The following is a 22,864-nucleotide window of genomic DNA, read 5'->3' on the forward strand; positions in this document are numbered from 1 at the left end:
CATGAATTTATACGCATCAAAACGAAACCCTTATACTCTTTTTGGTTTCGATTTATTATCAATTTCGGTGATTTATTCAAAATATTCACACATTCAACCAAAGCAAACAAATAATTTGAAAGTTATGTAAGGGCCAAAAAATTTAACGACTTTTTAATCGTACCTTAGAAAAATCGAAGGTAGATTTACAACACTAAAAACAACTATCATGAAAAAATTCGTAGCAGGCGCCGCTTTTGCATTGGCCCTTTTGGTAAGTGGACAACTAAGTGCCCAAAAATTCAATGGTTTGGATAAAAGTCCGGCCGATATCGCCTCTTTTCCCTCTAGTTACAAAGTAGCCGATAAGGCGGTTCGTGTTATTTACAGTCGTCCGCAGTTAAAAGGACGTTCCGTTGAAAGTTTGGCCCCGTCCGGAAAGGTATGGCGTACCGGTGCCAATGAGGCCGCCGAAATTACGTTTTACAAAGATGCCATGTTCGGTACCGAAAAAGTAAAGGCCGGTACTTATGCCCTGTTCACCATTCCCGGGGAAAAAGAATGGACGGTTATCTTGAACACCAAAGTAAACCAATGGGGGTCGTACTCTTATGATAAATCTGCCGATGTGGCCCGTACCACGGCCAAAGCCAGCACGGCCTCTGAATCGTTGGAAGCTTTCTCCATCGCCTTTGACGATGCCGGCAACCTTCATATGGGTTGGGGTAATGTACGTGTAGAAGTACCCGTGAAATAAGAACTCGTTAAGTTAGAATACTAAAAAACGCCCGGTTAAGCCGGGCGTTTTTTGGTTTCAGTGTTTCGTTGACTATTTTACTTGCTCCCCAGCCACATAGGTAGCCTCGGCCTTAATATTTGGGATATCGACGGCCGATACTTGCATTATATCTTCGCTGAGTATTACAAAGTCGGCCCATTTACCTGCTTCGATACTACCCTTTTCGTTTTCCTCAAAATTGGAATAGGCCGCCCAAATGGTCATGCCTTTTAAGGTTTCTTCCCTACTTAGGGCATCCTTCATCTGAAAACCACCCTCGGGATAATGCTCGGTATCCATACGGGCCACGGCAGCATAAAAGGTTAAAAACGGACTTACCCGTTCTACAGGAAAATCGGTTCCTAAAGCTACCATGCCTGCTTGGTCCAAGAGGGTTTTATAGGCATAGGCCCCTTGTACCCTATCATGCCCTAAGCGTTCATCGGCCCAATACATATCGGAAGTAGCGTGGGTGGGTTGTACCGAAGGGATGATATTGTTCGAAAAATAATCGAAATCGGCCGGGGCGATTACTTGGGCATGTTCCACTTTCCAGCGTCTGTCGCCCATATTCTCCAAAGCTTTTTTATAGGCCCTTAGTACGACCACATTGGCCGAGTCGCCAATAGCATGGGTATTCATCTGGTAATCGGATGCCGCGATACGGTCGGCCAAATATCCGATTTGGTCTACTGGCGTGACCATGGCCCCGAAATGGCCTTTTTTATCACTGTATGGTGCTTTTAAGGCGGCCCCTCGCGATCCCAAGGCCCCATCGCCATACACCTTAACCGAACGTATGTTGAGCCAATCGGTCTTTACGATGCCCTTCTCTAAATAATAATCCAAGTTTTCCTTGGTATTGGCCACCATACCGTATACCCGTATTTTTAAATCGCCGGTTTGTTGTAGGCTATCGATTAGCTCTAAAACACTGCGATCCAATCCGGCATCGTTTACGGTGGTTAATCCATAGGAATGACATATATCTTGTGCCGCTAACAAACCTTCTATTTCCATGGCACGTGTGGGTGGTGGTAAAACGGCACGTACCAACTCCATGGGATTGTCTACTAGCACCCCAGTTGGCTGTCCGTTTCGCAACACGATCTCCCCGCCATCTACTCGGGTACTACCGTCTATACCGGCCATATCAAGGGCTTTTTGGTTGACCCATAAGGCATGCCCGTCTATACGGGTCAGGGCTACAGGAATATCGGGGAATAAGGCGTCCAATACTTTTTTGGTGGGGAATTCCTTCACCTCCCAATCGTTTTGGTCCCATCCCCTACCTAAAATGGCCGTTGGTTTTTTATCCGCTACAAAGTCCTTAACTCGAGTAACTACCTCATCAGCGCTTTTTGTGCCCACCAGGTCTACCACTTGCTGGTTCATACCCAGACCATAAAAATGGCAATGCCCATCTATTAAACCGGGAACAATAGTCTTGCCCTGGGCATCGAGGGTATTTTTGGACTCGTATTTCTTCGATAAATTGGCAGCACTACCTACAGCCAAGAATTTACCATCCTTAACCACAAAGGCTTCGGCCTTACCAAATTCGGTATCAACGGTGTATATATTGGCATTGGTCACTAAAAGATCGACCCCTTCTTTTGGGGATTCACAGGCCAAGGCCCCTACTAAAATCAGGAATAGGAAAAAATGTTTCATGGTATGATTACTTATCCTAGGCAAGATACAATTCATTACCCAATTTTATAGCAAGTACAAAGCCTCCAAAAACAAAAAAAAGCCTTGGCCGAAGATTTGGGAAAATACTCAACTACCAACCCAAATGTAATCGTACCAAGGCTATTCCTATATACTCCTTCAAAGCCCTCCGAATCTTCCTGGTTTCAGACGAAAAGTACAAAGACAAAAGACACTGGGTTTAACCTCTTACATTAGCATCTATTGATCAAGATAATATTGAAACCGTTCAAAAAACTGGCCCACATGCAAACCATCCATTAAGGCATGGTGTACGTGCATACTCACTGGCATTTTCCATTGGCCGTTTTCTTCATATAATTTCCCGAAAGTCATTTTTGGCACACTATCTTCGAGTGGAAAATGCCTAGCGTGGGAGAGGCCCGTAAACTTGACCCATGGAATGGTGGAGACATGCATGACATTTTCAGGACAGGGTACCTGTAACAAGGGGCCTTTGGTAGTGCGGACCCGTTGCATTTCGGCCTGTACCCCTTTGTTGAATTCCGAATAGTTGGCATGGAAAGGCATATGTGTAAAGCCGAAAAGGCCATCTTCGCGGGCAACGGTGGCAGATGCCCCGATTTCGGCATAATGATACACTTCGCCAGATTCAATACGATACCCAAAATTTTCTATATCGCCGGCCGCCCTTAGGGCGCAGTGCAAATAATAGGAAAAGAGGGAATAGCCCTTCTGCTTGGCCGTTAGTTTGGCCTTGCCCATGTTAACTTCGGCCTGAAGCCCCCAAAAAGGCTCACTGAAAACCTTAAAAAAGTTAAAGTGCTCGGTCCGGATCCAGGTCTCCAAATTTACTTTCGTGCGCATGTTCTATCTTCTTTCCCCGCAAAAATAACACCCTCATCGTTTTCTTTACTTTACAATTGTTAAGTATGTGTTCTGTTTGTGTGTTTATTTTTGGAAATTGAACTCGTTTAAACGAGTTCATTATTATACCTTGCCTTTATATGAACGGTATTTTAGAAGCTTTAGATCGTTATTACCCACTGTCGGATAGCTCAAAAAAGTTACTCGCAAATCAATTGCAACCTTTATCGCTGGCCAAGGGACAAACCCTTATGCATGAAGATGAAGTATCGGAACACATTTATTTTATAGAAAAAGGGGCCTTGCGCACCTTTTTTTTCGATGATAAGGGCAACCAGACCGTAGTTTGGTTCGGATTTGAAGGGGATATCTGTTTTTCGCTAACTGCCTATTTTAATCTAGATTACAATTATACCATTCGCACTGTATTGTATGAAGACTGCCAGTTATATACCATGCCCATGGACCATTTTTTAAAATTGTACGAAACACATTTAGATTGGGCCAATTGGGGTAGGCGATTTGCCGAGACCCATTTATTGTATAATTATACCGAAGTAGATTCGTACCGCCCTTTGAATGCCACGGAACGCTATTTGGATTTTATGGAACGGAACCCGGAAATCGTGAAAAGGGTTCCCCAAAAGGACATTGCTTCGTATTTAGGGGTAAGTCCGGTTACTTTAAGTAGGATACGAGGTAAAAAGTGGCCTTAGAAGCCGCCTTCTTCAACATCGGCGTCATCGAATTCAGTGATTACGAACTCTACCCTCCGGTTGGTTTTACGGCCTATTTCAGTATTATTGGTATCTACGGGTTTGTCGTTCCCATAGCCCTCCCATTGGATACGCCCTTTATCGATTCCCAATTTGATCAAGTAATCGGAAACGGCTTTGGCCCTTTTTTGTGAAAGCTCATGATTGTAGTCCGAGCCGCCCACATTATCGGTATGTCCCATAATGGCTATATGGTACCTAGAATCTTGTTTGAGGTATGAATGTAATCGCTTTAACTCTTTTATGGCCGGCCCTTTGATTTCGAATTTATCGGTCTCAAAATTCAAATTATCGAAGACATGGGTAACACCCAAAGAAAAGTCGGTCAAGGCTTCAACGTGTACATTATCTATATAATAATAACTGGCCTTTTTGGCTCCTTGAGCTTGGGTTTCCATCAGATCGGTCCGGTCGTTTTTGTGATAGTTACCGATTACCATATAGCGTTCGTAACCCTTGGCTACAAACTCACCACTAATCTTCACCCATTTCTCTTGTTCAATGGTTTTTTTGATATTGAACAACTCAATAAAATGAAAGCCATTATATAGTTTGGTAACCAGTTCTCCTTTGGTCAACACCTGACGTACCGAAGATTTTAGTTCGTCTTTAGCGAACAATACCCCGAACTTCTTTACCCCATAATAGCTTTTATCGGACAGGCTTACATAAAAACTAACCTCATAGGAAATACCAGGCTTTAGGGGTTCGGCAAGTTTAGTTTGCACATACTCCCTATAATCGTTAGGAGCATACATATAAAAACCGGCATAAGCATCGCCATCTTGCGGCTCTTGATCTCCTATAAAATTACTAACGCCCATAGAGGTACTGCAGACGTTAAAATAGTCTGTAGACCCTTCTGTTGGGGAACCCCAATGCGGAATGTCCTCCGCAAAGGTGCCGTGCTCCTTCGGACAGTCGTTATACACTTCAAAACTGGGGTTTTGAATCAAATTTTGGGAAATACCCTGTACACCAATCGCCATCATCATCAAAGCAAGCAGCGTATTTCTATAATTATCCAAACTCATGTAACCTTACATTAAATGTAACTTTCAAACGGTTTAACCATTTGGGATCGTTCCATTTTCATGTTGCTATAAAACAAGGTGTTCGCGTAAGAAGAACGCTACATATAGCCATATATTGCAAGTACCTTATACAGAAGACTGTAAATCAGCACTAAACAACCCGAACACATAGACCAACAGGCTCTCTACCAATAAAATAGCCCAAAAACACAAATCGTATTATTCATCGTTATAATGTGTGTTTTTATCGTTAAAATGCATTACCGTGAATAAAAACATTATGTAAAAAACGAAGACCATAACCATAAAACGGCAACACCCTACACTTGAACTATTTTTCTTACTTATTTGTAGTTTAGCTAACGGTTGAATGAAAAAAAAGGATCCAATGCACCCAAAACATCCCTAATTTCGAATCTTTTGGCCCTTTTGGATTTTGTTTCAGTTCTAGTGTCGCACACCAAACCAAATTTGGTTGGGTTTTGCAAATTGTTGTATAAAAAAACAACTAAAGCGGGTCTAGAACACAAGCAGGAATAGAAAAAAGTAATGCATTCTATAATCAAAACACCACTTAAGAAAAGATTTGCTCTTAAGACCGTTAACCAAGGTATAAGGAAAGTCGTCCCTCGGTAATATCGATTACAACCGCTACCCCTTAAACCATTTCAACATTGAAATACCACCTAAAAAATGGTTCTTTTTACCTTTGGTCATCAAAATAAAATAGAACCGTAGCTTTGGCTATGCTTAGATTTTCTTTTTCGCCCAAAGAAAAAATTCCTGTTTTTTTATTGGTTGAATCTCAAAATTGAAATGGTATTATTAAATCCTACCCATTGCCCTTATAATAAAAGCCTGGCCAATGAGCCATTCTTTTGGCAGGTATCTTTTAAGTTTTCCTATTTAATCAAGATTATTGAAACATATCAAACTTATAGGTGGCCCCCGCCAAAACCTGTAAACCTTGGGTAGGAAATCGGGCCCATTTTTGATAGTCTCCGGCCAAATTACTTCCCTTAACGAAAATGGAAAGTTGGTTATTGAAGCGGTAGCCTGCATGCAGATTGGCATCTAAATAGGCGTCCAATGTTATGATGTTGGCCGGGAATTCGGCCGGGTTGCCACTTTCTACAACTACAGCCTCCAAATCGTCGCGTTCGCCTACATAGAACAACTGTCCGCCAAAGAACCACTGCTCACCCATTTGATAGTCGAACCATACTTTGGCCTGAATCTCGGGAAGGTTCCAAGCCGGATTATCGGTCTCGGTATCATAGGTATTGTAATCTACCTGCGCGCCAAGGGTAAAATCGCGGGCCACATCTAAACTTAATGCCCCGCGTACCCCAAAGGTGCGTACATCGTCGTAGAATACCTGGAACGAATTGCCAAAAGTGTATTCCTCGGCCGGCTGTCTAAACGCATTGGTCGGATTCAGTAAAAACAGGGGCTTCCGGTTTTCGGCACTGTACGACCCACGGACGTCATAGGAAAGGTTAGGCAATAACTGTCCTTTTAACCCGGCATAACCCAAATATTGCCTATCGGTCGGGCTCATGGTTAGGGTGGGCGAAACATAAGGGTTTTCATTTACATAATCGAAATAGGAATTCTGTTCCAAATCGCCCTGTAAGCCACCATAGGCAATTACGTTATCACCCGAGATACGGAATGAGGCCGTAATATCGGGATAGATATAAAAACCTCCGCTTTCACCAAAACTATCGTCGCCATATAGTAGTTTGGCGCCAAGGTTCAAGGTAAGTTCATCGCGGAGAATGGTAATACCCGGACTTACCCCAAACTGCATGGCGTGGTAATCTACCGTACCCAGATTTTCGCTGGCGTTCAAGGAGTTCGCTCCCATTTGTCCGCCCACATAGTCGGCCTTTACTTCTATGGTAAAAAGTTCATCGGCAATGGGCAATTCAAAAACCGGAGCTATCATGGCCCGGTTCTCGCCCGACTCACTACCATCCCAAAACCGGCGCAATAGTACTTTGCCTTCTTTGATTACGGCATCGTCCCATTTAAGATTACCACCCAATTGGGCATTATAATACGATTGTTTGCCACTGACTCCATCGAGGGTGCCCTCAGGAAAGGTGTCGTCCAACACCCCATACCAATGGTATATCTTATGGGTAAAGCCCCCTTCGATACCCCAGCCCATATAGCGGTCTTGGCGGGCATAGGCGGCATTGAGAGAGGTATTGTAAAAGTCGTTATCGAGTACTACCCCGTCTACCGCCCCACGTGAGGAGTGGTGGTTAAGGCCCACATCTAACCTGGAATCGCGATCTATGGCGGCCGAAGTATAAAAATCTACTAAGGCATTATTGTAATTGCCCAAGCCAACCGAGGCATAGGAATCGTACTGCTTTTCGGGTCGGCGTTTTTTAACACCACTGGCCTTGCCCTTGGCCGGGGTAAATGTCGAGGCCACCGGAACCGAGAAAATACTGTATTGTACCGGCTTCTTTTGCAGGGTAACCGAGTCGCCCACCTGAGGGGTCGATTTAATTTTTACGGCATCGCCAACGGTAGGGCTATAGGCCTTTACCACGTTTACCGTTTGGGTACCTATGGGGTCGTCTTCTTGGGCCTGGGCCGAGAAAATACTGAAACAGATCCCCAAGAAAATAGCAAATGGCTTATAATTCATTTTCCTTTCCATATTAGTTCTCATTGGGGTTCACGGAGGAATTGGTCATCGCCTCCTTGGTTTTGATCTTGGACAGTTCGGTCTGTGCCTTTTCGGTGATTTCTTGATAGTCGGCAAAATTCTTGATGACACTTTCCAAAATATAGGTTGCTTGAAAAGCATCGCCCAGGGCATAAAAGTTCTGGGCCATTAACACCAAACCTTTACCACCCCATTCTTTATAACCGGAATATTCCTTGGCCAATTTTTGTACGGCCGCATTAGACTCTTCAAAATCTTGATGCTGGTTTTTAAAATAGGCATCATAGTATAAGGCCTCTGCAGCCTCGCCTCCTTTGGCGAATTTCAATACTTCGGTGTAGGCTTCACGGGCGCGGGACATATCGCCGGTTTCCCGGGCCGAACGGGCGATCATGGTATGGGCATCGGCCTTGATCCGGTCGTCTATTCCGGGACTGGCCAATACCTTTTGGGCATACTCCAAGGTTTTGTCGTACTGTTTTTGACCGTAATACCCTTTCATTAGGTTGGATTGGGCAAAACTGACATTCTGCGGGATTAATGCCGTAGTCTCCAACTGATGTAAATAAGGCATGGCCGCGCCATAATCTTCCTTGCCAATATAAATCTCACAAGTTCTTGTTAAGGCCTGTTCGCTATATTCATTAGAGCTATCGCCCACCAACTTAAAATGAGTCAAGGCTTTGTCGTATTCACCTTTTCCGAAATAGAGTTGCGCCAGGTTAAAACGGGCCTCCATGGCATGCAGTCCATTCGGAAATTGCGCCACATAGGCCTCCATTTGTTTAATAGCTGTTTTTTCCTTGCCTTCGGCCAAGGCCCTATTGGCAGCCTCAAAACTGGCCTCGTCCAATTCGGCATCGGAGACTTCTACAAAATCGAGCCCTTTGGCCCAATCGGCATATTCGCCTACCCGTCCCAGGTCTACATAGACCAATTTGGCCGACGATACTGCCTGAACGGCCTCTTGGGTACCCGGATATTTAGCCACAACTTGTTTAAAGGTGTTTAATGCCGCCTCGTTTTGGTTGGCATTGTATTGGGTCAAGCCTTTTCGCATCAATGCCTTGGGGGCCACCTTACTTTTCGGGAACTGACGCACGATTTTGTCATAAATCTGTAGGCCTTGTCCGCGGTCGCCTTTTTTAATATAGGTATTGCCCAACTCGAAAAGGGCTTCTTCCTTAAAGCGCGATTTCGGATAGCGGGCATCAAATCCTCGTAGTTCCCCTATTTTTTTCTCCACCCGGTCTACAAAACCATAGGAAAGGGCTTTTTGGTAGGTGGCATAGTCTTTGCCCGAAGCCCCCGGTTTTGACAGCACCAGATTATAGGTCTCCAGAGCAGGCCAATATTTGCTGGTCACAAAATAACAATCGGCCAAGCGCATGAGCCCGTCATTTTGCAGGTCGGCCAAGGCCGCATTGCGGTCGGTAAAATTTTTAAAAGCGTCCCCGGCCTCGGCATAGGCTTTTTGTTTGTAATGGGCATAGCCCAGCTGATAGTCTACCTGGGCCCATTCTTCCAACCCTTGGTCCCCGGCTCGTTTAAAGCCCTCAAAGCCATTTACCGCCTCGGGGTAACGGCCCAACACATATAAAGACTCGGCCTCCCAATATTGGCTACGTGCGGTGTAGGTAGGATCGGCCGCAACCGCTCTTGCCTTTTCGAAATAGGTGAAAGCGTCCAGATAATTATTCTCATAAAACAGTTCAGAGGCCCTTAAAAAGGCTACTTTTTGGTACACGGCATCCGTGGCGAACCCTCTGTTCTTATCCAACAGTTCCAAAGCGCCCTCGTAGTTGCCCGAGCTTACATAACTATCTACCAACAGTTCTTTGATCTTATCTTCTTGGGGGTCGTCTGGATATTTTTTTAAATAGGCCATCAAGGTCTCCGGAACCGATTCGTACGGATTCCCAACTTCGTAGCCCAATTTGGCATAATTCAGATGGGCATCTTTGGTAATCTCCGCAGAAAAATCCATCTGGCTCGCATTTCGAAAGGCGTTCAAAGCCTCCTGTTTTTTATCGAGCTTTAAATAACACTCGGCCAAATGGTAATAGGCATTCTGGGCCACCGCATTGGTACCGCCCACAATTTTATTGAACTGACCAATGGCCCCGGCATAATCGCCTTGTTTGTAATGCGAATATCCCAAAAGGTAGTAATCGGTATTGCTCCATTTACCCCGTTTTCCTTTGTATTTTTCAAGGTAAGGCACAGCCTCACCATATTGTTTTAGGTTAAAATAACTTTCGCCTATGATTTTATTGAGCTCTGAGATTTCCTTGCGATCGGCCTTGGGTAAATGTTGTTTGGCCAATCGAATGGCTTCTTCAAACTTACCCAGTTTAAAATTCATGTCGGCCTGGTAGTAGGAGAGCTTTTCCTCTAAAAGTTCGGGATCTTGTATTTGGTCGAATCGCTGGTTGGCCGTATCGTAATCGTCTTGCTCATAAGCCATATAGCCCAAATAATACTTGGCCTGGGAACCATAGGTCTCGGTATGCGAGACCTTATTGAAGTATTGTTCGGCCCCTTTGTAGTTTTTCCCGTTAAACAGGGCGTAACCATTATTGAAATCGAAACGTTCACGATCTTTTTGACCCAACGAACGTACATCGGCCTTGCGATACCATTTTAAGGCATACGGATACTTGCCCGTCTCAAAATAATAGTCGGCCACATCCATAAAGGCGGTATTACGTTTGGTGGAGGTCGGATAGCGTTCAACAAAGCTTTCCATAAGTTTATCGGCGCCGGTCTGGTTTAAGCGTATGGCCGCATTGGCCACATAATAGGCACTATTGGCCTGAACCTCGGGATCTTCAGAGACAGCCCCTACCCTTCTAAAAATGGCTTGGGAAGCTTGGTACTGCTTGTTGTTGTAAAGATCAAGGGCCTTTTGGTAGTCTTTATCGGCATGGGTATAGATTGCGGTCTCTTGCCCATGGGCCCAATGCAGAAATCCCGTTACTAGGAACAGGATAACCGTGGCAAAGTGTTTCATGTATAGCTATCTTTTCAAATAGGCTGACAAACCTACCATACCTGGGCCAACATCTTTGGCCAGAATATTGCCGGTTTATAGCGTTCTCATGGTTAATATTAACGGCTCGGTCTTATAACGGAAAGATACCCCATTAAGTATGCCAAGGCCTATTTTCACAACTATTTTAAGAAATTGTTAACAAAGCCTTGGCGCTATAAGATAGTTTCCTAAAACAACCAAAAATCCGCAATAACATCAAAATTTAAGCCATTGGTTTAACGGGCAAGCACAGCTGATCTACAAATGCCGGGCAACCTACTTTTTACAGATGGAAAAACACCCTATATTAGCACATACAAACCTCAGCGTACCAGCATGTCCGAAACCATTGTCCGATTAGACCAAGCCTCGATTTTTCAGAAAGACAATCTTATTTTACAGGATGTCAATGTAGAAATGCGCCAGGGTGAGTTTGTGTACCTTATCGGAAAAACGGGAAGCGGAAAAAGTAGTTTTATGAAAACCCTTTATGCCGATATTCCGCTGCAGGAAGGAACAGGACAGGTAGCCGGGTTCGATTTGGAAAAACTACCGGAGTCCGATATCCCTTTTTTACGCCGAAAGCTGGGGGTGGTCTTTCAAGATTTTAAACTGTTACCCGACCGTAATATCGATCAAAACCTGCGCTTTGTTCTTAAGGCCACTGGCTGGAAGGACAAAGAAAAAATGGATGCCCGTATCAAGGAGGTCTTGGAAAAGGTGGCCATGGACACCAAAGACTTTAAATTCCCGCACGAGTTATCAGGTGGTGAACAACAACGGGTGGCCATTGCCCGGGCCTTGCTGAACGACCCGGAATTGATCATTGCCGATGAACCCACCGGAAACTTGGATCCACAGACCAGTGTAGAAGTAATGAAGGTGCTGCAAGAAATACACCAAAGCGGCCGGAGTATTCTAATGGCCACCCACGACTATGCCTTAATACTGAAGTTTCCGGCCAAAACCCTGAAGTGCGATGAAGGCAAGGTATTCGAGGTCGTTCAAAAAAGTGTTTAGGCATTCCAATTAAAGATAAAAGACCGCTTCGCTCATTGATATTAGAACAAAGACAAAGAGGTTTATCCGAAAATCATGTGTTTTCACCTTGATCGGACTCGGCCATCCCGCCCAATGATCATAAAGCCTTCTAAGTAAGACTCCAAAGCATTAGCGATACCTTTCAAATTAAAAACCCTAAACACTATAGCCTCAAAAAGCTATGTTTTACCCCAAACCAGTGAAATAAGGTTTCCAAAACTTTTTCGTTTCTTTGAGGGCAAAACAACCGACCATGAATATTTTGGGAATCGATATAGGGGGCAGTGGTATGAAGGGCGCCTTGGTAGATATTATTACAGGCGAACGTGTTTCTGACCGCTTTAGGGTACCCACGCCCGAAACCCGTAATCCCGAAGGCATGGCTGGCGCTATAAAAGAAATTGTTGACCATTTCGATTACCATGGCCCCGTGGGTTGTGGTTTTCCAACCTCCTTGAAAAAAGGGGTCTGCAACTCGGCAGGCAACCTAGACCCAAGCTGGGTGGGCCAAAATGTAGCCGAGGTGTTCAATGCGGCCACAGGCTTACCTTTTACCGTGGTTAACGATGCCGATGCGGCCGCCTTTGCCGAAATTCGCTATGGTGCCGGACTCGATGTAGATGGCTTGGTGGTTATGATAACCATTGGAACCGGATTGGGTAGCGGGGTATTTTGGAACGGTGAATTGATACCCAATTTTGAATTGGGACAATTACCTTACAAGGAATATTCGAAAATAGAGCTCTGGGCCGCAGGATCGGCCAAAGACCGCGAAGGCCTCAGCTATAAAAAATGGGTGAAACGCTTCAATAAATTTTTACAGTATATAGACTTGATCGTATCTCCTGATCTTATTATCGTAGGGGGTGGCGCCTCTAAAGATTGGGCCAAGTTTGAAGCCGGGATTACCATTCCTACCCCGGTGGTACCTGCCCAACTAAAGAACCATGCCGGAATTATCGGTGCCGCGGCCATGTGCCCTCCTGGTGAGTGGCCTGTGAAGTAATGCATAGGCGCTAAAAAAAATTCTTTACATCCTTAAACCTTTGGTCATTTTCAGTGTCAAACGGACACAGTTTTGATAAATCAGTTATATTTATCCAACCCCTAATCCGTATGACCCTATGAACCAATTTGCTTCCAGAATACTATCTAGTTGTTTAACACTCCTTTTTGTCTTAGGGCTTTATAGTCAAAATTCCGAACGACCCAATGTCATCTTTATCATGGTCGATGATATGGCCTGGGCCGATGTGACCCAAGTTGCGGCACAAAACGGATTTTACGAATTGCCCAATATGCTGCAAATGGCCCAAGAGGGTATGACTTTAAACCGTTTCTATCCTGGCGGTCCCAATTGCGCGCCAAGTAGGGCCTGTTTGGTCAGTGGTATGTATACCCCGCGTACCAAAATCTACCAACCCAGCGGTTGGGCCAAAGGTCCAGCAAATGCCATGCGATTTGCAGCCCCCATGAAATCGAACGGGAAAAATAACTTTGGGATGGACATCCGCACCCAACTCGACCCCAAAACCATTTCCATTGCCGAGATGCTGGAAAATGCCGGATATGCCACCGCCCGCATCGGCAAATGGCATTTGGGTCCGAATAAGCAAGGCTTTGGCCTATCGACCCAAGACGGGGTAGACTCCTCCGAAAAAAGATATTATAACGATACTACGGCCACAGACCGTATGGTACAAGGTGCTTTCGATTTTATGGAAAAGCATCAAAAGCAACCCTTTTTCCTGTATTTCCCCCTTTGGGAAGTACATACCCCCATTGTGGCCAAACCCCATTTAGTAGCCAAATACAAAGCCAAATGGCAGCAATGGCCCGACAAATCGATCCGTTGGAACCCTACCTATGCAGCCATGCTCGAAGAAGCCGATACGGCCATTGGGGCTTTACGGCAAAAAATCACCCAATTGGGACTCGCCAGCAACACCTTGGTCGTACTGACCTCCGACAATGGTGGGGCCGGACACATTACCTCAAACGCCCCTTTACGCGGAGCCAAGGGAAGTCTATACGAAGGAGGCATCCGAACCTTTGCCGCAGCAGTTTGGCCATCGGTTATAAGACCGGGTAGCCAAAGCGACGATCCGATCACCGGGGTGGACCTAATGCCGAGTCTGGCCGAATTAGCTGGTGCCGAATTACCTAACACACAACCCATAGACGGACAGTCTTTCGTGTCCACCCTAAGAGGTGAAAAAAGAGAGGAGCGGGCCATTTTCTGGCATTACCCCCTTTATCTTGAAGGAAAGGATACCAGCAAACAAGGTTGGCCATCGGACCGTGTTTTACCCATTTATGGTTCAAAAGAATTACTATGGCGCGCCGTACCCGCCAGTGCGATCATGAAAGGCGACTGGAAGTTGATCTATTACCATGAATACGGTTCGTATGAACTATTCCATATCGGAAAAGACCCCAACGAGACCCAAGAACTTTCGAAGAGCAAGCCCAAACTGGCAAAAAAGCTAAACCAAGAACTTCAGCATTGGTTAAAAACGACCGATGCCGATATTCCTTCCGTAACCAACCCTCATTTTAAATCCCGATAAGCCGTCCGCACTATGAAATATGTTATTACCCTTGCTGTATTCTTGAGTACCCTCTCCATTTCCCAGGCCCAAGAAAAAGCTGAAAGACCCAATGTACTTTGGATCTATTTGGAAGATGTCAGTGGCTGGTTCAGTAGCTATGGCGACACCCTGATCCAAACCCCGAATATGGATGCCTTGGCACAATCGGGTATTCGGTTCGACCGCTATTATGCCACGGCCGGGGTATGTTCCCCCTCCAGATCTGCCGTGGTCACCGGGATGATGCAAACCAGTATAGGGGCCCATCACCATAGATCGGCCCGATCGAATTTCCGAGGGTTACAATATGACGAATACGATAAAAATGAACTGCCCGACCATGTGGTTCCCCTACCTATCCGTTTTAAACAGGCCGGTTATTGGACCTTTAACGATGGTAATAAAGATGACTATAACTTTGAATGGGATGCCAAAGCCTTTTACGACTATTACAACCCAAAACCATGGGGGCTTCAAAAATTCATAAACGGGGAATGTCTGGCTGGGAATACCGACGGCAAACCCTTTTTCGGGCAGATTCAGTTAGGTGGTGGTAAACTTAGAAATAGGGCTCCAAAAATAATTGACCCCAGTACCGTTAGCGTTCCACCTTATTATCCAGATGTTGCTGAGGTCAGAAAAGAAATCGCCCATCATTACGATTGCCTTCTGGAAACCGACAAACAAGTGGGTCAAATTATTGACTACCTCAAAGAAAATGGACTCTATGAGAATACGGTAATCTTTATGTTCAGCGACCATGGCATGAAACTGCACCGTCATAAACAATTCCTATACGAAGGCGGTATCCGTTTGCCATTCGTCTTAAGTGGCCCAGGTATTAATGGGCAACAAATCAACAGCGATTTGATCAGTGGCATTGATATCAGTGCAACCTCATTGGCCGTAGCGGGTATTGGCATTCCGGCAAGTATGGAAGGCCGCGATATTTTAAGTGCTACATACCAAGAAAGAACCCATGTTATCGCGGCCCGCGACCGCTGCGACGAGACCATAGATAAAATTAGGGCCGTTATAACCCCTAAGTACAAATACCTTTTAAACTATTACCCCGAACGCCCCTATATGCAACCGAGCTATAAAGACCCTTGGCCAGTAAGTAAAAAATTCAGGGCCATGATGGCCGCCGGGGAAATGAATACCACCCAATTGTTGTTCTTCGGTCCAACCAAAGCCCCGGAGGAACTATACGATCTCGAAAATGACCCCCATGAGATACACAATCTGGCCCAAGACCCCAACTACAAAAACGAACTGGAGCAACACAGAAAGCTTTTGTTCCAATGGATCGCCGAAACAGGGGATCAAGGTCAAATACCAGAATCGGACCTGGCCTTAAAATGTGTTATGGAAAGGCGCGGGGCCCATAAATGTATAGCCCCGGAATACGATAGGGTAAAAGCCAGCATGGATTCTGAAAAATAACAACGGTTTGATCAAACAACTGATCACCCCTTCAAAAAATAATACCCATTCACCCCCAGAATGGCCAAATTGGTGATGACCACGGGCCATGAGATATCAAGCATAAAACCGTAGGCCACGAAAAGGGCACAACCAACCGAATTTACCATGCGTAGCTTTTTGATATCCTTCATTAAAAAAGAAAGCAATACCCCCAAGGAGGCTGCATAACCGACCCATTCGGTTAACGTGATTCCAAATAGTTCCATTTCCACCAAATTTTGCCGTTAAGAACGGGCTTTTTGCATTGTTAAACTAAGTCGTAAAAAAAAGGGAATCTATACAGACTCCCTTTTTATAAAACTTCTATTGTCTCTTAGGTTATCTTATTACGTTTGCGATCTACCTCCTTTAAAAAAATCTTACGCAAACGCAAGTAATTCGGGGTAACCTCAACATATTCATCTTTTTGGATGTATTCCAAGGCCTCTTCCAATGAGAATTTTATGGCCGGTACGATTTTGGCCTTATCATCGGCCCCGGCAGAACGTACGTTGGATAGTTTTTTGGTCTTGGTAACATTAACGGTCATATCATCGCCTCGTGAGTTCTCACCGATTACCTGACCTTCGTAAATATCTTCTCCCGGATCAATAAAAAACTTTCCGCGCTCTTGAAGTTTATCTATGGAATACGGAATGGCCTTACCGTTCTCCATACTTACCAAAGATCCGTTGATACGTTGCGGAATATCGCCTTTTAAAGGTTGGTACTCCAAAAAGCGGTGGGCCATAATGGCTTCACCAGCAGTTGCGGTAAGCAATTGGTTTCGTAGACCTATGATACCACGCGACGGAATCTCGAACTCGATCAACATACGGCTGCCCTTGGCCTCCATACTCTTCATCTCACCCTTACGTACCGATACCATTTCTACGGCCTTACCCGATACTTCCTCAGGCAAGTCAATGGTCAAATGCTCAACGGGCTCACATTTAACACCATCTACCTCCTTAATAATTACCTGGGGCTGTCCGATCTGTAGTTCGTATCCTTCCCTACGCATGGTCTCGATCAATACCGAAAGGTGCAATACCCCACGGCCAAACACCATAAAACGATCGGCGCTATCGGTTTCCTGTACCCTTAGGGCCAGGTTTTTCTCCAATTCTTTTTCGAGCCGTTCCTTTATATGTCGCGAGGTCACGAACTTACCGTCCTTTCCAAAAAACGGACTATCGTTAATGGTAAACAACATACTCATGGTAGGCTCGTCTATGGCTATGGTCTTTAAACCTTCCGGATTCTCTAGATCAGCAATGGTATCACCAATTTCAAAGCCTTCCAATCCTACCACGGCACAAATATCGCCTACGGCTACCTCGGTCACTTTTTTACGGCCAAGGCCTTCGAAAATATGTAGTTCCTTAATCTTACTTTTTACCTGCGAACCATCCCTTTTTATCAAGGTCACCTGTTGGTTCTCCTTCAAAGTTCCACGGGTCAAACGCCCAATGGCGATACGCCCGGTAAAAGAGCTATAATCCAAAGAGGTAATCAACATTTGGGTATTGCCCTCCTTGGCTTCAAAACTGGGTATATGCTCCAAGACCATATCCAATAATGGTTCAATGGAATCGGTGGGTTTCTGCCAGTCTTCGCTCATCCAATTATTCTTGGCCGATCCGTACACGGTCGGGAAATCGAGCTGCCATTCTTCGGCACCCAACTCGAACATAAGATCGAACACCTTTTCATGTACCTCTTCCGGGGTACAGTTCTCTTTATCTACCTTGTTTACCACCACGCAAGGCTTTAACCCAAGGTCTATCGCCTTTTGCAGTACAAAACGGGTCTGTGGCATGGGCCCCTCAAAGGCATCTACCAACAACAACACCCCATCGGCCATATTCAACACCCGCTCTACCTCGCCTCCGAAATCGGCGTGACCAGGGGTATCGATAATATTGATCTTGGTGTCTTTATAGGTTACCGAAACGTTTTTCGATACAATGGTAATCCCACGTTCACGTTCCAAATCGTTATTGTCCAAAATCAGGTCGCCGGTATTCTCGTTCTCACGGAACAAACGACAGTGGTATAAAATCTTGTCTACCAGGGTAGTTTTCCCGTGGTCTACGTGCGCGATTATGGCAATATTCTTGGTAGTTGACATACTTCCCTTCTATTTATCGGCCCTTAGGCTATTTCTGACAAGCGACAAAGATACGGCTATTTTCGGCTTGGCAAACCCTAAAAACATTTTTTTAAACACCTGTATTCCTGCTACTTACACCAGCACAACCATAGAAATCATCATATAAGGTATCTTTTGGGCGTTCCCCTCAACTAGTTCGGGTCGGGCTTTCCGTTCCAAATCCTCGGCCCGTCCAAAAATGGCCGGTCCTGTGGGTTTTCCACTTCAATCCCTAACGCAACTACCTTTATGACATCGAATGCTTAATATTCAGATAAAAAATCCCAAATTGCATTATCACTCCAAACTACTCGGGTCAAAATCGGGCTTGCGTTTTTTCTGCTTGGTGGCCAACCACCCCATTTGAATACTGATCATGGGGCCCCAGCCCGAATCTACCCCATCGCCCTTATAATAGCCCGCACCCAACTCTACATTAAAATTGAATCCTTTCGGGTAGGCCCGCTGTATACCATAGGTGATTCCATAAAACCCAAGATTAAAGTCGTCTGGCCCTTCTATATTGGTTGATAGCCGCACTTGACTAAAGAAAATGGCTTGGGCCGCGGCGATATAGTTGCCCGAATTACCTCCAATGTTCTTACCTCGGTTCAATCGGTGCTGAATATTATGGTAGAAACGTACCCTATTGTTCATGGCCAAACCCAAGGCATAACCTTCTTCGTATAGGGCATTGCCCAAACCGAGGGTAGTAGAGGCACTTAGGCTACCCACAATGCCGATCTCGTACCGAAAGCCCGGACTAATAAAATCGAAACTGACTTGATGGGCTTCGATATTCAGGCGGTTCGAACCGCGTTTTTCATATTGTGCCTGGGACAATAGGCCAAAACAACAGGCCGTAATCAGGAGTAATTTTTGGATCATAGGTCAATTTGTTTCCCTTAAAACTAAAAAGGATACCCGGCCGAAACACTATCTTTGTGCAAATTTTAAGATATGCAGCTTTCACGCATCCCCAAACTAAAACATTCCGATAGTGACAATTTTTTCCTTTTGGCCGGGCCTTGCGCCATAGAAGGCGAAGACATGGCCTTACGCATTGCCGAGCGCATTGTCCCTATCACCGAAAAGCTGCAGATACCCTATGTCTTTAAAGGAAGTTTTAAAAAAGCCAACCGAAGCCGTATCGATTCCTTTACTGGAATTGGGGACGAAAAAGCCTTAAAGATCCTAAAAAAAGTATCGGACACTTTTGGGGTACCCACGGTAACCGATATTCATGAGGTTTCCGATGCCACCTTGGCCGCCGAATACGTTGATGTACTGCAGATTCCGGCCTTTTTGGTGCGCCAGACCGATTTGGTCGTGGCCGCCGCAAATACCGGTAAGGTGGTCAACCTTAAAAAAGGGCAGTTTATGAGCCCGGAGAGCATGCAACATGCCGTCAAAAAAGTGACCGATTGCCAAAACGAACAGGTATGGGTGACCGATAGGGGTACCATGTTCGGCTACCAAGATATGGTGGTCGATTTTAGGGGCATCCCTACCATGAAACAATTTGCCCCAGTAGTATTGGACGTGACCCACTCCCTACAACAACCCAATCAAAGTTCAGGGGTAACCGGTGGACGACCCGATATGATAAGTACCATAGCCAGGGCCGGAATCGCAGCCGGAACCGATGGTTTGTTCATAGAGACACATTTTGATCCGGCCAACGCCAAAAGCGATGGGGCCAATATGTTGCATTTAGACCATCTCGAAAAATTATTGACCGACCTTACCGCTATTCGTAAAACTATAAACGGGCTTTAGGCCCTAACCCAACTTAGCCTAACCAACGTATGTACAAAACAGTTTTGCTGCTTTTTTGCGGCCTTGTCTTAACTTCCTTAAAAATAACTGCCCAAAAAGGTTGGGACCGCCCTTTTGGAGAACCCACTATTCAAGAAAAAGAATATACCGCTACCCCAACTGACAGCCTTTCACATGCCGTGGTGCTTTACGAAAGAGGGGACCATCATTTCGAACTAAGACATTCGAGAATACAACTCATAAAGAACTATCATGTTCTCATAAAAATACTGGATAAAGAGGGGTTTAAAGAGGCCAACATTAGCATTCCTTTGTACCATAATAATGGGAGTTCCGAATCGGTAATAAAAATCAAGGCCATCGTACATAATGGAGCGTCGAAAACTTTTCTCGATATAGAGAAGGTCTATGACATTGACGTAAACGAACGCTGGAAAGAAAAACAATTTACCCTCGGTAATGTTAAACCGGGTAGTATTGTAGAGTATAGCTATGAGATTGCCTCCCCTTTCTATTATAACTTTTCGGGTTGGGATTTTCAATCGCACCTCCCTAAACTATACTCCGAATTTAATGCCAAAATTCCTGGAAACTATAAATACAACCGGGTATTGATCGGCAGTCTACCCCTATCGCGAAACGACGCCACTATTAAACGAGAGTGTTTCAGTCTTCCCGGCTATTCGGGGGTGGCCGACTGTGAGGTTTTGCATTATGCCATGAAAAACGTATCGGCCATAAACGACGATGAACCATTTATGCTATCGGCAGATAACTATAGGGCCCGTCTTGCTTTTGAAATGGCGTACTACGAAGGTTTCGATGGACTTAAAGAGGACTACACCAAAAGCTGGAAAGATGTAGACAAAGAATTGCGCAACGATGAGGACATAGGACGGCAAATGCGCAAAAACGCTTACTTCAAAGCCTTGTTTCAAAAAAAACACCCAAATAACCCGCAGCCCGACCTGCAACTGGCCCAAGACATTTATAAAGAAGTGCAACGCCATTTTGTCTGGAACGGTAAATATGGGATTTTTAGGGACACTAGGGTTAAATCTGCCTATGAGAACCAATTGGGCAATGTAGCCGAAATAAACCTTTCTTTGATCAATTTTTTGAAAGCAGCTGGGTTTAACGTAAAACTCGTCTTGCTATCGACACGCAATAATGGGTTGCCCAAAAAAGATCACCCGGTAATGTCCGATTTCAATTATCTCATTGCCCATGTAGATATTGACGGAAAGGCGTATTTACTAGATGCTACGGAAGATATTCTGCCTTTTGGCATGATTCCCTTTAGAGCCTTAAATTATCACGGTCGTATCATGGATTTTAAGACGGAAAGCCATTGGTTACAAATCGTAGAAACCGAAAACAGCAATATGGCCGTTCGTCTTACGGCCGAAATTGACCCTGAACTGGGGTTGATCAAAGGCAAAGGCCAAAACTTCTATAAAGGATATCCCGGACTCAATTTCTTGGCTATCATTGAGGGTACAGGGGAAAAAAGTGGTTTGGAAAAACTCGAAGCCAAATTAGGGGAAAACTTTTCGATTGAAGCCTATAAAGTCGAAGATGGTTTTAAGGACAACCGAAGGGTCTCGGAATCTTTTACTTATGAATTCGACGATTTAGATGATGGCCCAGTAATCGTAATTAACCCAATCTTAATTCCATTTTTCGAGCAAAACCCCTTTCAAGCCCCAGAACGTAATTTTCCAGTGGATTTTGGCTATACCCGAAACTATAAATATTTAGCCGACTTAAAACTACCGGAAAACTACAGCTTGGAATCGCTACCACAAAACGTTTCCTTTAAAACCTCTGATGGCGGCGCCCTTTTCACCCTAACATTTATGGAGAGGCAAGGTCACTTGGTCGTAAATAGTAGCCTTATGATCCGTAAGTCGAATTTTAAAACTGAACTATACGGTGAACTTAAAGCCTTATTCCAGAAGGTCACTGATTATCACTTAAATTCGGCCATCACGCTTATTAAGAAATAGATCACCTATTTCACATTCCTGTAAAGTTTAGGCGTAACCCCTTCCCGCTTCTTAAAGGCAGCCGTAAAATGGGTAGCGTTTTTATAGCCAACTTCTTCGGCTATCTCATAGACCGGTTTTTGGGTAGTACGCAACAAACGTTTGGCCAATTCCATACGGCCATGGGCGGCATATTCGAACAAGGTGGATTGAAATATACGCTTGAATTCTTTTTTTAGCACGAACTCATTCAAATTCACTTGCCGGGCCAAATCGGGTATATGCCATTGTTTTTGAGGTGACCCATCCAATAGATCACGTACCTGATGTACTTTATGGATCAATGCCTCTTGTCCTTGATAATCGACTTCCTTTTTTTCCAAAAAACCCGATAACAACTCCAATATCTTTGCTTCTAAAAACAACCTTTTTCCCTTACCTTTTTGTTCTATTTCCATGAGCTCCCCCAAAAGTCGACGACAGTGAGGCTCCATATATCGAATTAAGGGTTGCTGGGCCTTCTCCAAACTTAACAGCCGGTCTAATTGATATCCCTCTTTAAGGCGATGTTTGGCCAAAAACCCCTCTCCTAGCCTTATTTTAATCTCTTTATACGGTTTACCTGACCCATAATAAAAAGTGCCCGCAATTTCCGATAGATAGACCGCATAACATTGACCACTGCCATAAACGATTTCTGAATTGGTAGGGTGATCCATTTGAACCGAAAGTTCGCCTTCCATCAAAAACGACATCTCGAGTGCATCGTAACGCTGCTTGGCCTGGAAGCGAATGTCTTCCTTAAGTTGAATGTGCCCTACCCCGAGATAAACATCATCAAAAAAATAATCGTAGTAGATACCACTACCCATTTCCGGATTGATATCGAACTTGCGATACAACATATCGGTCTGACTTCGAAACACTTCCTTGGTCAATCGTTGAAAAAAGCCCATTGGCTGCTTTGCTTGGTTTTATCCTGCGTCTTTTTTAATCCCGTTCCCGTCTTTTT

17 protein-coding genes are annotated in these 22,864 nt (G+C 44.8%); 8 read left to right on the plus strand and 9 right to left on the minus strand.

Translation table 11 applies throughout. The annotated features are described in order from the left end of the window. Positions 1-208 precede the first annotated feature (208 nt). Positions 209-736 (plus strand): DUF2911 domain-containing protein, encoded by a 528-nt coding sequence (locus B7P33_RS03435; RefSeq protein WP_097440539.1) that lies wholly within the window; start codon positions 209-211, stop codon positions 734-736. Positions 737-808: 72 nt separating this feature from the next. Here the strand turns inward: B7P33_RS03435 and B7P33_RS03440 are convergent, their stop codons facing one another. Continuing rightward, positions 809-2,431 (minus strand): amidohydrolase, encoded by a 1,623-nt coding sequence (locus tag B7P33_RS03440; protein ID WP_097440782.1) that lies wholly within the window; start codon positions 2,429-2,431, stop codon positions 809-811. A 240-nt stretch (positions 2,432-2,671) separates the two neighbouring features. Further along, positions 2,672-3,298, minus strand: coding sequence for a CatA-like O-acetyltransferase (locus B7P33_RS03445; RefSeq protein WP_097440540.1), 627 nt, complete (start codon positions 3,296-3,298; stop codon positions 2,672-2,674). Positions 3,299-3,438: 140 nt separating this feature from the next. On the opposite strand from B7P33_RS03445, the gene B7P33_RS03450 reads away from it, so the two are divergent. Then, positions 3,439-4,014 (plus strand): Crp/Fnr family transcriptional regulator, encoded by a 576-nt coding sequence (locus tag B7P33_RS03450; RefSeq protein ID WP_097440541.1) that lies wholly within the window; start codon positions 3,439-3,441, stop codon positions 4,012-4,014. Here the strand turns inward: B7P33_RS03450 and B7P33_RS03455 are convergent. From B7P33_RS03455 to B7P33_RS03465, 3 genes are all read right to left on the minus strand, one after another. Next, positions 4,011-5,108: an OmpA family protein gene (locus B7P33_RS03455; RefSeq protein ID WP_097440542.1), complete on the minus strand. Its 1,098-nt coding sequence runs from the start codon at positions 5,106-5,108 to the stop codon at positions 4,011-4,013. The two genes, B7P33_RS03450 and B7P33_RS03455, sit on opposite strands and share 4 nt — an antisense overlap. A gap of 916 nt (positions 5,109-6,024) precedes the next feature. Then, positions 6,025-7,776 (minus strand): TonB-dependent receptor domain-containing protein, encoded by a 1,752-nt coding sequence (locus B7P33_RS03460; RefSeq protein WP_097440783.1) that lies wholly within the window; start codon positions 7,774-7,776, stop codon positions 6,025-6,027. Positions 7,777-7,789: 13 nt separating this feature from the next. Then, positions 7,790-10,810, minus strand: coding sequence for a tetratricopeptide repeat protein (locus B7P33_RS03465; protein ID WP_097440543.1), 3,021 nt, complete (start codon positions 10,808-10,810; stop codon positions 7,790-7,792). A gap of 357 nt (positions 10,811-11,167) precedes the next feature. On the opposite strand from B7P33_RS03465, the gene B7P33_RS03470 reads away from it, so the two are divergent. From B7P33_RS03470 to B7P33_RS03485, 4 genes are all read left to right on the plus strand, one after another. After that, on the plus strand, positions 11,168-11,851 hold the full coding sequence (locus tag B7P33_RS03470) for a cell division ATP-binding protein FtsE (protein WP_097440784.1): 684 nt from the start codon (positions 11,168-11,170) through the stop codon (positions 11,849-11,851). Between the two features lie 274 nt (positions 11,852-12,125). Continuing rightward, positions 12,126-12,878 (plus strand): polyphosphate--glucose phosphotransferase, encoded by a 753-nt coding sequence (ppgK, locus tag B7P33_RS03475; protein ID WP_097440544.1) that lies wholly within the window; start codon positions 12,126-12,128, stop codon positions 12,876-12,878. A gap of 118 nt (positions 12,879-12,996) precedes the next feature. Then, entirely contained in the window at positions 12,997-14,442 is a 1,446-nt protein-coding gene (locus B7P33_RS03480; RefSeq protein ID WP_097440545.1) for a sulfatase, read from the plus strand. A 12-nt stretch (positions 14,443-14,454) separates the two neighbouring features. Beyond that, positions 14,455-15,909 (plus strand): sulfatase family protein, encoded by a 1,455-nt coding sequence (locus tag B7P33_RS03485; RefSeq protein ID WP_097440546.1) that lies wholly within the window; start codon positions 14,455-14,457, stop codon positions 15,907-15,909. Between the two features lie 23 nt (positions 15,910-15,932). Here the strand turns inward: B7P33_RS03485 and B7P33_RS03490 are convergent, their stop codons facing one another. From B7P33_RS03490 to B7P33_RS03500, 3 genes are all read right to left on the minus strand, one after another. After that, entirely contained in the window at positions 15,933-16,157 is a 225-nt protein-coding gene (locus tag B7P33_RS03490; RefSeq protein WP_097440547.1) for a uroporphyrinogen decarboxylase, read from the minus strand. Between the two features lie 107 nt (positions 16,158-16,264). Beyond that, on the minus strand, positions 16,265-18,064 hold the full coding sequence (typA, locus tag B7P33_RS03495; protein ID WP_097440548.1) for a translational GTPase TypA: 1,800 nt from the start codon (positions 18,062-18,064) through the stop codon (positions 16,265-16,267). Positions 18,065-18,382: 318 nt separating this feature from the next. After that, a complete protein-coding gene (locus B7P33_RS03500) occupies positions 18,383-18,973 on the minus strand; it encodes a hypothetical protein (RefSeq protein WP_097440549.1) in 591 nt (196 codons plus the stop codon). Between the two features lie 72 nt (positions 18,974-19,045). On the opposite strand from B7P33_RS03500, the gene kdsA reads away from it, so the two are divergent. Both kdsA and B7P33_RS03510 read left to right on the plus strand, forming a co-directional pair. After that, positions 19,046-19,864 (plus strand): 3-deoxy-8-phosphooctulonate synthase, encoded by an 819-nt coding sequence (gene kdsA / locus B7P33_RS03505; protein WP_097440550.1) that lies wholly within the window; start codon positions 19,046-19,048, stop codon positions 19,862-19,864. A 29-nt stretch (positions 19,865-19,893) separates the two neighbouring features. Continuing rightward, positions 19,894-21,873 (plus strand): DUF3857 domain-containing protein, encoded by a 1,980-nt coding sequence (locus tag B7P33_RS03510; RefSeq protein ID WP_097440551.1) that lies wholly within the window; start codon positions 19,894-19,896, stop codon positions 21,871-21,873. A gap of 5 nt (positions 21,874-21,878) precedes the next feature. Here the strand turns inward: B7P33_RS03510 and B7P33_RS03515 are convergent, their stop codons facing one another. Beyond that, the gene (locus B7P33_RS03515) at positions 21,879-22,808 is read right to left on the minus strand and encodes a helix-turn-helix transcriptional regulator (protein ID WP_097440552.1); all 930 of its coding nucleotides are present in this window, start codon (positions 22,806-22,808) and stop codon (positions 21,879-21,881) included. Positions 22,809-22,864 lie beyond the last annotated feature (56 nt).

The organism is Sediminicola luteus (genome assembly GCF_002514735.1).
Taxonomy (GTDB): domain Bacteria; phylum Bacteroidota; class Bacteroidia; order Flavobacteriales; family Flavobacteriaceae; genus HQA918.

Excerpts from the sequence above, each read along its gene's own strand:
- B7P33_RS03435 (WP_097440539.1), top strand. The coding sequence starts at position 209 with ATGAAAAAATTCGTAGCAGGCGCCGCTTTTGCATTGGCCCTTTTGGTA.
- B7P33_RS03440 (WP_097440782.1), bottom strand. The coding sequence starts at position 2,431 with ATGAAACATTTTTTCCTATTCCTGATTTTAGTAGGGGCCTTGGCCTGT.
- B7P33_RS03445 (WP_097440540.1), bottom strand. The coding sequence starts at position 3,298 with ATGCGCACGAAAGTAAATTTGGAGACCTGGATCCGGACCGAGCACTTT.
- B7P33_RS03450 (WP_097440541.1), top strand. The coding sequence starts at position 3,439 with ATGAACGGTATTTTAGAAGCTTTAGATCGTTATTACCCACTGTCGGAT.
- B7P33_RS03455 (WP_097440542.1), bottom strand. The coding sequence starts at position 5,108 with ATGAGTTTGGATAATTATAGAAATACGCTGCTTGCTTTGATGATGATG.
- B7P33_RS03460 (WP_097440783.1), bottom strand. The coding sequence starts at position 7,776 with ATGAATTATAAGCCATTTGCTATTTTCTTGGGGATCTGTTTCAGTATT.
- B7P33_RS03465 (WP_097440543.1), bottom strand. The coding sequence starts at position 10,810 with ATGAAACACTTTGCCACGGTTATCCTGTTCCTAGTAACGGGATTTCTG.
- B7P33_RS03470 (WP_097440784.1), top strand. The coding sequence starts at position 11,168 with ATGTCCGAAACCATTGTCCGATTAGACCAAGCCTCGATTTTTCAGAAA.
- ppgK (WP_097440544.1), top strand. The coding sequence starts at position 12,126 with ATGAATATTTTGGGAATCGATATAGGGGGCAGTGGTATGAAGGGCGCC.
- B7P33_RS03480 (WP_097440545.1), top strand. The coding sequence starts at position 12,997 with ATGAACCAATTTGCTTCCAGAATACTATCTAGTTGTTTAACACTCCTT.
- B7P33_RS03485 (WP_097440546.1), top strand. The coding sequence starts at position 14,455 with ATGAAATATGTTATTACCCTTGCTGTATTCTTGAGTACCCTCTCCATT.
- B7P33_RS03490 (WP_097440547.1), bottom strand. The coding sequence starts at position 16,157 with ATGGAACTATTTGGAATCACGTTAACCGAATGGGTCGGTTATGCAGCC.
- typA (WP_097440548.1), bottom strand. The coding sequence starts at position 18,064 with ATGTCAACTACCAAGAATATTGCCATAATCGCGCACGTAGACCACGGG.
- B7P33_RS03500 (WP_097440549.1), bottom strand. The coding sequence starts at position 18,973 with ATGATCCAAAAATTACTCCTGATTACGGCCTGTTGTTTTGGCCTATTG.
- kdsA (WP_097440550.1), top strand. The coding sequence starts at position 19,046 with ATGCAGCTTTCACGCATCCCCAAACTAAAACATTCCGATAGTGACAAT.
- B7P33_RS03510 (WP_097440551.1), top strand. The coding sequence starts at position 19,894 with ATGTACAAAACAGTTTTGCTGCTTTTTTGCGGCCTTGTCTTAACTTCC.
- B7P33_RS03515 (WP_097440552.1), bottom strand. The coding sequence starts at position 22,808 with ATGGGCTTTTTTCAACGATTGACCAAGGAAGTGTTTCGAAGTCAGACC.